Origin of the sequence: Secundilactobacillus folii, from assembly GCF_009720675.1 — a bacterium.
In the GTDB taxonomy this organism is placed as follows: domain Bacteria; phylum Bacillota; class Bacilli; order Lactobacillales; family Lactobacillaceae; genus Secundilactobacillus; species Secundilactobacillus folii.
This window is the reverse complement of record NZ_WNJO01000015.1, coordinates 1-12,086: the sequence shown is the minus strand read 5'-3', so window position 1 is coordinate 12,086 and position 12,086 is coordinate 1. Positions and strand designations below refer to the sequence as shown.

General features: G+C 44.6%; 12 protein-coding genes and 1 tRNA gene. 6 read left to right on the top strand and 7 right to left on the bottom strand.

The window, feature by feature from the left end; genetic code table 11:
• The first annotated feature begins 50 nt into the window (after nt 1–50).
• Nucleotides 51–704 (top strand): TetR/AcrR family transcriptional regulator, encoded by a 654-nt coding sequence (locus GM612_RS10415; protein WP_155432303.1) that lies wholly within the window; start codon nt 51–53, stop codon nt 702–704.
• A gap of 290 nt (nt 705–994) precedes the next feature.
• On the opposite strand, the gene pgmB is transcribed toward GM612_RS10415, so the two are convergent.
• From pgmB to mscL, 4 genes are all read right to left on the bottom strand, one after another.
• Entirely contained in the window at nt 995–1,666 is a 672-nt protein-coding gene (gene pgmB, locus GM612_RS10410; protein ID WP_155432302.1) for a beta-phosphoglucomutase, read from the bottom strand.
• A gap of 17 nt (nt 1,667–1,683) precedes the next feature.
• On the bottom strand, nt 1,684–4,401 hold the full coding sequence (locus GM612_RS10405) for a glycoside hydrolase family 65 protein (protein ID WP_155432301.1): 2,718 nt from the start codon (nt 4,399–4,401) through the stop codon (nt 1,684–1,686).
• 355 nt (nt 4,402–4,756) lie between these two features.
• Nucleotides 4,757–7,060 carry a glycoside hydrolase family 65 protein gene (locus GM612_RS10400; protein WP_155432300.1) on the bottom strand — a complete coding sequence of 768 codons (2,304 nt, stop codon included), beginning with the start codon at nt 7,058–7,060 and terminating at the stop codon, nt 4,757–4,759.
• An 81-nt stretch (nt 7,061–7,141) separates the two neighbouring features.
• Complete coding sequence (gene mscL, locus GM612_RS10395; protein ID WP_155432299.1) at nt 7,142–7,516, bottom strand: large-conductance mechanosensitive channel protein MscL; 375 nt, start codon at nt 7,514–7,516, stop codon at nt 7,142–7,144.
• A gap of 183 nt (nt 7,517–7,699) precedes the next feature.
• Here mscL and GM612_RS10390 point away from each other — a divergent pair, with 183 nt between their 5' ends.
• The 3 genes from GM612_RS10390 to GM612_RS10380 are packed head-to-tail and all read left to right on the top strand — an operon-like array spanning nt 7,700 to nt 9,292.
• Nucleotides 7,700–8,296, top strand: coding sequence for a hypothetical protein (locus GM612_RS10390; RefSeq protein WP_155432298.1), 597 nt, complete (start codon nt 7,700–7,702; stop codon nt 8,294–8,296).
• Nucleotides 8,297–8,312: 16 nt separating this feature from the next.
• Entirely contained in the window at nt 8,313–8,555 is a 243-nt protein-coding gene (locus tag GM612_RS10385) for a hypothetical protein (RefSeq protein ID WP_155432297.1), read from the top strand.
• A 32-nt stretch (nt 8,556–8,587) separates the two neighbouring features.
• Nucleotides 8,588–9,292 carry a CPBP family intramembrane glutamic endopeptidase gene (locus GM612_RS10380; RefSeq protein ID WP_155432296.1) on the top strand — a complete coding sequence of 235 codons (705 nt, stop codon included), beginning with the start codon at nt 8,588–8,590 and terminating at the stop codon, nt 9,290–9,292.
• Nucleotides 9,293–9,519: 227 nt separating this feature from the next.
• Here GM612_RS10380 and GM612_RS10375 read toward each other — a convergent pair whose 3' ends face one another.
• Both GM612_RS10375 and GM612_RS10370 read right to left on the bottom strand, forming a co-directional pair.
• Nucleotides 9,520–9,984: a MarR family winged helix-turn-helix transcriptional regulator gene (locus GM612_RS10375; RefSeq protein ID WP_155432295.1), complete on the bottom strand. Its 465-nt coding sequence runs from the start codon at nt 9,982–9,984 to the stop codon at nt 9,520–9,522.
• A gap of 129 nt (nt 9,985–10,113) precedes the next feature.
• On the bottom strand, nt 10,114–10,668 hold the full coding sequence (locus tag GM612_RS10370) for a biotin transporter BioY (RefSeq protein WP_155432294.1): 555 nt from the start codon (nt 10,666–10,668) through the stop codon (nt 10,114–10,116).
• A gap of 153 nt (nt 10,669–10,821) precedes the next feature.
• Here GM612_RS10370 and GM612_RS10365 point away from each other — a divergent pair, with 153 nt between their 5' ends.
• Both GM612_RS10365 and GM612_RS10360 read left to right on the top strand, forming a co-directional pair.
• A complete protein-coding gene (locus tag GM612_RS10365; RefSeq protein WP_155432293.1) occupies nt 10,822–11,112 on the top strand; it encodes a hypothetical protein in 291 nt (96 codons plus the stop codon).
• Between the two features lie 71 nt (nt 11,113–11,183).
• A tRNA-Leu gene (locus tag GM612_RS10360) sits at nt 11,184–11,267 on the top strand.
• A gap of 97 nt (nt 11,268–11,364) precedes the next feature.
• Here the strand turns inward: GM612_RS10360 and GM612_RS10355 are convergent.
• On the bottom strand, nt 11,365–12,057 hold the full coding sequence (locus GM612_RS10355; RefSeq protein ID WP_173021267.1) for a DUF3862 domain-containing protein: 693 nt from the start codon (nt 12,055–12,057) through the stop codon (nt 11,365–11,367).
• Nucleotides 12,058–12,086 lie beyond the last annotated feature (29 nt).

Below are 12,086 nucleotides of genomic sequence, written 5' to 3'. Positions count from 1 at the left end.
CCGAATTTGGTGTAGTATTGAGCTTGAAACTAAAAGACGGAGAAGATACCATGGCACAAGAACATACAAATGTTGAAACACTGTTTGCCAACAATATGAAAACGACCAGTCTGTCGACGAAGCAGCAAAGTGTTTTGCAAGCCAGTCTGACGCTCTTTGCCCAAAAGGGGTATGAGAATACCAGTACTGCAGATATTGCAAAGCTTGCCCATGTCTCAGAAGGCACAGTCTTCAAGCATTTTAAAACTAAAGATGGGCTTTTGCAGGCAATTTTGCAGCCGTTTATCCAAGATATTTTTCCTAAAGTTGCCGGTGAATTTTTAGTTAGTCTGACTAACAATACGTTTGATGATTTCAGTTCATTTCTGCGCTTTGTCGTCCACGATCGAATGACTTACGCGATGGATAACCGGCAGGAAATGAAAATCTTTATCACTGAGATGGTCAAGAACCCGACTATTTTGAAGAATCTGACTAGTGAACTTGGTGCACTGCTGCAAAACGGTGTGGATAGTTTGTTCGATGTGTATAAGCAAAGGGGTCAGCTTGTTGACTGGGATGCCATGCGGATCATTCGCATCGTGAGCGGCGTGATCGTGGGCTATTTGATTCCTAATATTATTATGAGTGACAAACCTTTGGATGTGGATCAAACGACTACAGAAGTATGTGAATTCTTGCTGGAGGGTTTGCAGCCAAGATAGGTTTCATACTGTGATTATGTTGGCGTTGGAAGTTCACAAGTGATATGCGTTAAGGGAATTAAAAAAGCGTTAAGAAGCAATTTGAAAGTTAAGCTGACTCTTAACGCTTTTAGTGTTAACTCATTTTAAAAGTGAAAGCTTGGTCTTCACCGTCAAGCAACTAGACGTTGTTTCCGAGACAAGCACAAGTTTTTAAATACCGCGAATGCATTTAGCTAACATTACAGACACAAATAGACGATGAACTTGTTATAACCGCTCATCGTCTATTTGTGACCCATTTAAATTAGTTAACCCATTTTGGCTTTAATATTCGCCAAGGTCATCTGAGAAGTGTCGTCAAAGCGAACGTCGGCAGCTGCCAGTGTCTGAGCATCACCAATTCCAACCGATGTTTCGTGGGCAGCATTGATAGCTTCGATTCCAGCAGCAGCATCTTCGACCCCGATGCAGGCTTCCGGCGGCAAGTTGAGTAGTTCAGCACCCTTAACGTAGATCTCTGGATCTGGTTTCCCCTTAGATAAACTGGCAGGGTCAACGATCTTTGGGAAGTAATCAGTTAGCTGCAGACGCTCCAATACCGTTGGACCGTTTTTAGAAGCGGAAGCTAGTGAAATCAAATAGCCGTTATCACGTAGGTCATCCAGGAAGGCCTTGATACCAGGTAGAATATTATCCGGTGTCATTTTTTTGATCTCGTTGACGTAGTTGGTGTTTTTTTCAGTAGCCAGGGCGACTTTTTGGTCGTGGGTGTAGTTGTTTTCAATCCCACCAGCCTTCAAAATTATCTCCAGCGAATCCATTCGTGAGATCCCTTTTAAGCCATCTTCCAGTGTCTTAGTCCAGGTGACGCCGAGCTTTTCGGCTAATTGCCGCCAAGCTTTCGTGTGGTATAGCGACGTATCTGTAATAACACCGTCTAAATCGAACACGAAACCTTTAATTTGATCAAATGTTGCCATAGTAACCACTCCTTAAATTAGTAATCAACAACTTTTTCCTGGTTAGCTTTTAGTTCAACGGGTTGACCTTCAACTTGAACCGTCGTGTCAGCGTCAGCGGTCACGTGAACCTGCGACTGAGTGATCTCAAAGTCGTACCAGTGACCACGAATGAGTTGTTTAAATGCAATCGAGGTCCATTTGGCAGGCAGGTTCGGGTGGATTCGAATATCACGTCCCAGACTATCAACACCACCATAGTTTCGGGTTTCAATCATGAGCGTTGCACCCATGACGCCAAGGTGGATGCCTTCTGCAGTTGTTCCGCCTTGAATATCATAGTAGTCAGAGAATAACGCTTGGCTAAATAGCGACCATGATTGATCCATATTGTCATCCATTTCGGTCAGAACCGAGTAAACGATCCGTGAAAGAGTGGAGCCGTGCGTTGTGCGGTTCAGGTAGTACTGAATGTTCTTAGTCAGATACTCCTTTGGCATCTTGTAGCCTAACTGTGACAAGATATGTTCGACTTCACCAATATTTAGCACGTAATAGGCCATTAGTGTATCAGCTTGTTTAGCAACTTGATAAGCATCAGGAGTCTTTCCCTCAGCCTTCAAGATCCGGTCCATTCGTGAAATGTCGCCGTACTTGCGACGGTAGGTATCGAAGTTGAGCGTTGGTAAGTTGAAGTAGCCTTCAAACTGAGCCATAATGCCGTTTTTATTGATATCAAGTTTCAATTTATGGGCAATATCGCGCATCTTTTCAAATAATGAATCATCGAGGACACTCTTTTCTTGAGCGGCCTTAAAGACGTCCTTAGGCACCTCTGGTCGGATATCAAGCAGGTAGTTGAACAGCCATGCCACCATGATGTTGGTGTAGGTGTTGTTCGTCAATCCAGGTTGATCCGCATTTGGATAGTTTTCGTGGAATTCATCAGGACCCATGACGTGTGATATACTGTATCGCTTTTCGTTTTCGTCGTAGGTTGTCGCGCTGACCCAGAATTTAGCGATCGACAGTAGCATTTCCAGTCCGTAGTTATCCATGAACTTGTGATCGTTAGTGACTTGTGTGTAGTTGATCACATTAAAGGCAATTGCCAGTGACACGTGGCGTTGCAAACGGCTATTATCGGGATCCCAAGTATGGGTGATCGGGTTGAGGTGCAGGAACTGTGACTGTTCATCACCAGTCTGACCTGACTGCCAAGGATACATTGCACCATCATAATTTTCCTGTTTAGCATATGCGCGTGCGGCGTCCAGGCGACGGAAGCGATACATCAGCAAATTCTTTGCCAGTTCTGGGTAGTGCAGCGTGTAGAATGGCAGCACAAACATTTCGTCCCAGAAAACGTGACCCCGATAGGCTTCACCGTGCAATCCACGGGCACCGATTGAAGCGTCAAGCTGACCAGAACCGATTGCTGCGGCTGAAACCATCGTGTGAAAGAGATTGACTCGGGTCAGCTTTTGACTGGTAATGTCGCTTGTGATACGGATATCAAAATTGTTCCAGGCGTCTTTCCAGTAAGCTGCACTTTGCTTAGCAGTCTGATCGAAAGAAGCCGCCTCAACGTCCTTAGTTGCGGCTTCGATCAGCGGCTCGTCGTGGGTCTCACGGGCGGTGTAGATCGACACGTTTTTTTCGAAGGCATACGTTTGCCCCGCATTGACATCGATGGACAGCATTTGTTGCAGCCGATTATCGTCATTATGACTAGTAATTTGCGGCTGCTTCTTTTTATCGACAGCACGCAAATTACTCCCGATTGCAAATTCAATGTGGGAGGTTTTAGTTTCACCAGTCATGTAGATCTCATTTTCACGGGAACTCATACCGGTGATCTGTAAGTGATGTTGGTCGAAATCCTGGTACCGTTCAACGTTGCCGTTAATGACGGTGCCATCGATCTCAGAATAAATTTGCAGTGTACCGCTGAAGTTCATTGGTGTCACTGCGTAGCGAATGGCATAGTCATGCCAGTCATGCATATTAGCAATTTTAGTTGTCACGATCGAAAGTGAATGACCAGTGGATAATTGAACGTGCATCGTGGTTTTCAGAGTGCCGTGTTTCAGATCCAAACTGCGGTAGATATCTTGAATGTCGTTGGAATTTATTTTGAAGGGTGCTTGATTATCCACACCGAACGTCATGTACTGTGCATTTGGCATATTCACTAAATCTTCGTTGGTGACGTCGTGACCCTCAATTTTAGTCGTTAACTGGTTGTAAACGCCAGCGACGTATGTGCCTGGGTAATTATCCTCATCGGCACGTGATTCTACGTAGGCACCACGCAACCCAAAGAAACCATTTCCAATGGTCAGCATTGCTTCTTGGCCGTAGTTACGCTTTTTCTCGTATTCACCGAAGTAGTCCAAATGCCATTCATTGTAGCTTTGTTTTCGCCGAACCGCTTTTTCAAGCCCGTTTTCATCCACGTCTTGCTGTGAGACGACGGGAATATTTAACATGTTAGTTAACGCCAAACCGATATCGATTCGGTTATGATTAATACCAATGATCGTATCAGAGAATTCATATTCCAGTGAGTTGAGCAAGATGGCCGCATTAATCGATAGGCCAGCAAGCGCGACCTTAATTTTCTCTAAGTTATCGCCGATTGACTGGTCGGGGTTATAGGTGATGATAAACCGTCTATAGGGTGGTTGATTGTCTTGTGCTGAATAGGCAATTTCAATCGAATCTTGCATGACCCTTAGTGCAATTGTTCTCATAATCAGTCCTCTTTTCTATGAGTTTATCGTTTTTGCCTCATAACTTAATGATAAGGTTTTCATGAATATATCGCAAACAACATGGCTCAAGTGGGGCGTTGCAGGATTAATTTTAGGGAGTCGTTTAAATTTTGAATGGCACTTGTTTCCTGAAATTTGTTTGCAGCATGGTGCGCAAGGATCTTGAATTTCACATTTCAATTTAGGCGTTTGAAAGTGAAATGGATAGGCTAACGGATGAGAGTTGAGCTAATTACTTAGCACCAGTTTCAACTTTTTAATTTGAAGGATCAAAAAGCCTGACGTTTTGAGGCGTCAGGTTTGAAAAACTTTTCTTTTAAGCCGCTTTTGGCAGTTAATTTGTTTTTAGGAAAACGTTCACCAGACTTTTTTTAGTCACTTCAACTTCTTGATGGTGAACGTAAAATTTTAATGCCCGTCCAGCCATTAATTTAACGCTCACCGCTGATTGGGTGATTGTGATTTCCAGATTACGGCCGTGAAAATTGATCCTAAATCTCAGACTCGTCCAAGCTTCAGGCAGTTCCGGTGACAGGTTAAAGGTCTGTTTTTCCAGTCCCAGACCTGCGAACCCATAAATCAGGCTTAGCCACGTGCTGCCCATGTTAGCGGCGTGGACGCCATCTGCGGTATTTCCCTGTGAGTTTGTTAGATCCATCATGACCGTTTCCATAAAGTAGCGATAGGCGTCACTGGCCCGGTGCAAGCGGTGTGCCAAGATGCCAAAAATGGCTCTTGATAGCGACGAATCGTGCACCGTAATAGCTTCGTAGTAACTGAAGTCGCGCTGCAGTTGTTCGGCATCTTGATCTTTTGGAAACAGGAAGTCAGTCATGACCGTATCGGCTTGCTTATTGACCTGATAATGGTAGATGGTCAAGGGGTGAAAATGCAAGAGAAGTGGAAATTGATTACGCGGTGTCGTATCGATCGGCCACACTGGTTTAGACGTCGAAACGTCATCTTGCATCTTGATTTTCAGGGTGCGGTCAAACGGCAGGTACATTTCGTCTGCCGCATAGTCGAAATGGTCGATCTCATCTTGTGTAACGTCCAGTGCGACCAGCTTCTCCGGATGATTGTGCTGCAGCAGTTTCGAGTATTTAACGGCAATACTCAAGTTGTTTTGCGCCATTCGATTCGTGTAATAATTGTTGTTGACCATGGCGGTATACTCGTCGGGGCCGGTCACATCATCGATCACAAACTTACCTGCGTGAGCGCTATCCGTGGCCCAGTGGCCGTATGATAGCCAAAAGCGGGCGGTTTTAACAATCATCTCATAGCCGTAATTGGTTAGAAAATCCATATCGCCGGTGACCCGAACGTACGTGTCCACCGCGTAGGCAATATCGGCGTTAATGTGCACCTGCGCAGTACCCGCTGGAAAGTAACTGCTGGCTTCTTCACCGTTGATCGTTCGCCACGGAAACATAACGCCACTTTGGACGGCCATCTCACGAGCACGTTGTTGTGCTTGCGGCAGTTTATTAAACCGGTAGATCAGAAGCTGTTTAGCCATTTCCGGCTGTGTATAGATGAAAAACGGCAGCATAAACATTTCAGCATCCCAAAAATAGTGGCCTTCATAACCCGGACCAGTTAGCCCCTTTGCAGCGATACTGGTCTGGCCATCAGTGCCTGCTGCTTGATACAGGTGAAAAAGGTTGAAACGAATTCCCTGAGCTAGCGTCGCGTCACCCTGCAGGTCAACATCGCTGTTCTGCCAAAATTGATCGACTTTGGCAGTTGAAGCGGTCAGCAAGTCCTTAAATGATTTGTTAGCGAGCTGTTTTTCGGTTGTTTCAGCAAATTCGGATTCTACTAGGGTAGTTTGCAGTAACGGATGCGGATAACTGACCGCATACGCGAAACTGAAACTTTGCGTAAGACCCTGAGTCAGATCAAAAGTTTTGCTGTGACAGGGCAGATCATCAATGACTGCGACCTGCATTGGGTTATCACTTAACGCTTGCTGACCCACGATCAGCGCTAACTGGCTCTTCCGGGTACTGATCAGCATGGTGGGAATCTTACTTTTAATAAAGGTGCGGTCCAGCGCCATGTTTGGCTGAGCGGCGCGCATATCGTCACCGGTATTTTGGATCGGCTGGTCAATATAATTGGCCTGCTTGATCACCGTTAAGGCACCGGTGAAGTTGAGGGCTGAGACACTGTATTTGACCACAAATACATGCTTGTCCGCGTGTGAGGCGAAGGATTGAAGCGTTAGGCGAAACTGTTTGTTAGTGGGGCTCTTGATGTCAAAAATCTCAAGCAACACGCCAGTTCGCATGTCCAAATTCTTGTCTACAAGCTTAACGTCAAACGGCGTTTCATCAGAACGTTTACCGTCCAGTTCGAAAATAATGTACCGTGGATCAGGCAGCTGACAGATTGTTTGTGAATTCTGAGCGTAATACGAGTAGTTTTCACCGTATGATAGTTCGGTTAAATCATAAAAGCCGTTTACAAACATGCCTGGTTGTCCCTTATAATGGCTACTTTTCCCTTGCAGCGGATTCGATGCCCGGACGCCGAAGTGGCCATTGCCCAGGGTGTAGATCGTCTCGATGGCCCTTTCATCCTGGCGCGGTAACTTTTGTAAGTGAATCTGAAAGGCATCGTTTGTATCCATAAAAATCCCCCCGTGTGATTAATAAGTTGCGCCTATTGTAAAACAAAAGCACTCAACCGTCACGGCCAAGTGCTAAATAATTTATGATTTTTCTTTTAAAAGGTCACGAATTTCTGCCAGGTAGGTCTCTGTGGGAGTCGGTACCGGTTTAGTTTCCTCCGCTTCTTTTTTCGGCACAATTCTGTTGATTGCCTTAACTAGCAAAAAGACCACAAACGCGACGATCACAAAGTTGATGATCGCGTTGATAAATAGACCGTATTTAAAGTGGGCACTGCCCACCGTGAACACTAGGCCGGACAGGTCGATTTTACCGATGAATAGGCCAATCAGTGGGTTGATCAAGTCGGTAGTCAACGACTTGACGATAGCTGTAAACGCCGCCCCAATAATTACCCCAACGGCCAAGTCAATCACGTTTCCACGAGCAATAAAGGCTTTGAATTCTTTTAACATAGTTTCACCTCATTAAAGTTTGATACCTTAATCATAATCAATTTGGCGCCAATTTTACATAAAAAATGCCGTTTGACCACATTCTTACTTGCACTGACGAGGTAAACTTGCTACCTTTAATGTAAGAAGTGAGAAAGCACCTTGTCGTAGGTTAACACGCGGTCGTTTTACGGAGGGCATATTATGGAAACAATTCGAGAACAATTAACAACCGCCCAGAAAAAGGGTCGGCTCGTCGAAGTTTTTCGTTACGGCGATGAACGGCACTTTTTGGCGGGTAACGTGATCGCCATTGATGATAAGTTTGTGCTGATAAAGCGCATCAATGAAAATGGGGCAACGGATGGTGCCATCGTGCTGCGAATCAACACGGTCAGTAAAGTGATTGCCCAGTCAGATTACCTGAAATCGCTAGTTGCCATTATCGCTTTAGCACGTGAACGGCACTATGAAGACGTCTGGCACGTGGAAAATATGCTGAGTGAACTGGACTTCAGTGATCATTCAATTTTAAAGGCGTCACTTCGGTGGGCTTTCAAGGCTGATCAAGTTGTCAGTCTTGGCATTCACCCTGGTAAATCAGAAAAGACTTATACCGGCTTCATCGCATCATTGAAACACAAAAAACTGCATTTTAACGACGTTAACCGAGCTGACTTAAACGCCCGCTGGCAAGTTAAGTTGGCCTACGCGGATCTTAACTACGTCGAGATCGGTAGTTTCAAAACCTTTAGTACAACAGCCATTTTGGAACGTTACATGGCAAGGGATTTCCATTAGAAAGAGACGGTACGACGTGAAAGGGTTAATTTATTCCATTATCGTAGCGGTGCCGGTCATCATCATTGGTAGCACCATTTATTTGACTCGCAGTTGGTCGCCAGTGAGTGTTGGCACCATTGTGACGTGGTTCATTGCGTGGGTGGTATCAATGGCACTGGTGACGATTTTGTACGTGAAGTTGATGCCACGTAACCAATCGTCAGATGATTCGGAAAACGAAGCAACACAAAATAAAGAGGACGGTAAGCGCGAGTAACGCGCTTTTCTTTTCCATTCAGAGGTGGACTTATGCATCAGAGCTTATCAAATAATTCTGGCAAAATATCCATGTTCAATCGGCTCATGTTATTTGCGTTATTTTTCATTGCCATTGAAGCGCTACCAGTGATCTTGCTGTACGTTCGAAATGCAAGACCGGACCAAATTGGTCTGCGCAGCCTACTGTCAGCAGCTTACATCGTTGGCTTTTTAGTAGTGATCTGGGCGCTATGGTGGTGCATGAAGCAAATCACCACCGCATCATTTTGGCATTGGCCCTCGATTCGTGATTTGGCGACGATCCTGGTGTCCTTCGTGCTGGCAATCGTTATCGAGATGGGTCTTAACCTGATCAATAGCCAGGTTTTCCATCAGTCAACCACCGCTAATAACGAGGCCATTAAAACTTTATTAGCAAGCGACCACTGGATCTTTTATTTACTGATGTTTTCGGGTATTTTCCTATCGCCGTTTGCCGAAGAACTCCTGTTTCGAGGGTTTCTAATGAACGCCTTTTTCAAGCGCGATCGCTACTGGTTGCCAATCGTGGTCAGCGCAATGCTGTTCTCCTTGGCACACGCGAGCACGACGTTGGCCAGCTTCTTGATTTACGTAACTTTGGGTTTCTTTTTGGCTTACACCTATCGGAGCACGAATAACTTGGGAGCTTCGATCGGACTGCATTTGTTGAATAACTTGATTGCCATGGGCGGAATGGCGGCGTTGATGAGATAGGAAAGGCACTTGTTCGCCTAGCTTGGACTTTGTGGACGGAATGTGGGTAGAAATTTCGAAAGCGTATCTTGATTAAAAGGTGCTAAAACATCAAAATAGCCCGAACCGAAAATTTTTGGTTCAGGCTATTTTGACAACTAAGGTTCAAAGACTTCGAGTTAAGCTGATAGCTATTAATCTAGTTAACGGATGGTTTAAAACAAATGATTTACGAAGCTATACCAAACCTAGGCTTCCTTGATTAAGTCTTTTTGCCTGATCTGGTCAAGTTCGTCCATCACTTCATGAATCTGGTTTAGAAGGTGGTCGTAGTCAACACCGGTCATCTTCATTAAGTCGATGCAGTCATTGACGCGGGCATATACATTATCACGCTCTTCGAGGGCGTAATCAGTTAAGTTGACGTTAACTTGACGTTCGTATTGTTCACTGCGCGTTCTAGTGATCCAGCCTTGTTTTTCCAAGCGCTTGAGTAACGGAGTCAAGGTTCCGCTGTCCAAATTCAGATGGCTTCCCAGTTCACGGACTGTCATTGGGCTAGTCTCCCAAAGTGCCAACATGGTAATGTATTGCGGATAAGTTAAATGAAATGGTTTGAGAGCGTCCTGATAAAAGTGGTTGAATTTTTTGCTTGCACTGTAAAACGCAAAACAAAGTTGCTCGTCCAATAAACGAGGGGTTGTGTTCGTCATAAGCGAACCTTCTTTCTTTATAAAATGATTGAATTAATCGTGTACAACTAAATTGTTTCTTCAGCTATTATTCTATCGTGTTCAACCTAATTTGTCTATAAATAACAGCGATATTTTATCCAATTAATGTTATAAGTTTGGCTGTTGACCAAGTGGAAGTGGTGTACGCTGGACAATTAGATCGGTAATAATGACGACAAATATTAGCTTGATCAACGCCGGAGTGATAAAGGGGAGGATACCAACAGTCAGAGCCTGCACAAGTGAAAGTTGATTGCTCACCGTGATCCATAGGCTGCCAGCCACTAGTTGCATGATTGCTCCAGCAACGTTAGCAATAACAAGCATCGTTGGCGATCGCCGTGACCTTTGCAGCCACCAACTGGTCACGCCAACGTAAACCAAGAAGCCCCATATAAAGCCGCCAGTGGGCCCAAATAAGGCCGCCAAACTAGTGGCGCTACTGGCAAATACAGGTAGGCCAATCAAACCAAGCAACAGGTAAAGCAAAATTGCCAGTGTCCCGGCCATCGGCGTTAACAGTGAGGCAATTAGACCAACTGCTAAAGTTTGGCCGGTCAGTGGAATTGGACCAAGTGGGATGGTGATCTTAGAACAAATGACCAGAATAGCGGCGAACTGGCTAGCAAGTAGCCAGTTGACCAACTTATGATGAATTGTCATGGACGACCTCCTAGTCGTTATTCCATGAGGGTACACCAAATACTAGTAATATTCAAGCAATATCAAATTCTGATTGGGTAAGACCATGCTGCATTTGAAAAGATGCTTCTTTTATGAATCTCCGCTATAATGGTGAAGAGAGGGGGCGGTTGAATGTTTATGTCAACTGGTTCGTATAATGCGGCACACATCATTAAGGGCGTGATCGCGGTGACAGTCTCAACGATGCTGAAGTCAGAAAAGCCCGACGAATTTTCTAAGTTCGATGGTCTTTTTGATGAGGCGAAACAAAAGTTATTTGAAAAAGCGAAGGCCAAGAATGGTGATGGTGTCGTCGATGTGAGCTTCAATACCGAAGTCGTGCGGATGAGTGTGGCACCCAAGTTTTTGGTCGTTCACGGATACGGCACAGTCATTTCCCTGCCAAAGAAGCCAGACGCGTAGAAGTTTACAAATGAATTATAAAAGGCTTTACAAAACTACTCAGAATAGTGTATTATTATTCCTGTTGTGATGCCCCGGTGGCGGAACTGGCAGACGCGCAGCGTTCAGGTCGCTGTTTGGGTAACCAAGTACAGGTTCGAATCCTGCTCGGGGCATAATAAAATAAAGTAATTGAATAAGGCCCGCGTACGGGAAGTACGTGGACCTTATTTTCTTAACTAGAGATTTATGCAATTGTTATGAGCTCAATGACTAGCCCCTTTTATCTTCATCAGCTGACTTCAATAGTTTCTTTAAATTGGTTGTGGAAACTTTCTTTAAGCTCAATTGCCCATTATAAAAAGTTAAGACGAACTCTTTTTTCACTTCAGGATCAAAGTAGGCCAGCACTTGGTTTGAGAACGATGACGAATTGCCTATTTGAGTATCGATCATTGGTGTTCCTAGCTGTTTTCGAACAACTGAAAAATCAGCTTTCTTCTTAATTGGCTTTATTTTTGATTCCGTGATTCCCTTGGAATTACCAAAGTTGATGGCCTCTTTTTCAATGGCCACTTTCTTATTAAAGGCCACTACAATGACTGTGCCATACTGATCACCTTTGCGTGCATACCAAGTGTATGTGTTATGCTTTTTAGTCGCTTCAGTTGGCTTACCTAATTTGGTTCGGATCTCCTGGAAACTGGAACCGCCCTTGGTAGAATCAAAGGCAGCCAGTTTGATTTGATTATAATTAGTCATTAAAGCCTGACTTTTTTCGGCTTCCTGAGCACTTGGGTGGTAGGGAAATACCCGTTGAAGTTCCATTGATTTTGGACTCGACAAACGAGCAGCCTGTGATGATTTAGATGGTGCCGAACTATTCGACTTTGAACTGCTACTCCCGCAAGTAGCCAAAGAAAGTGATGCCAATGTTGCAATCCCCAAAACAGCTAATTTATTCATAATCTTCATCCTCCAAAAAAATTAATAAA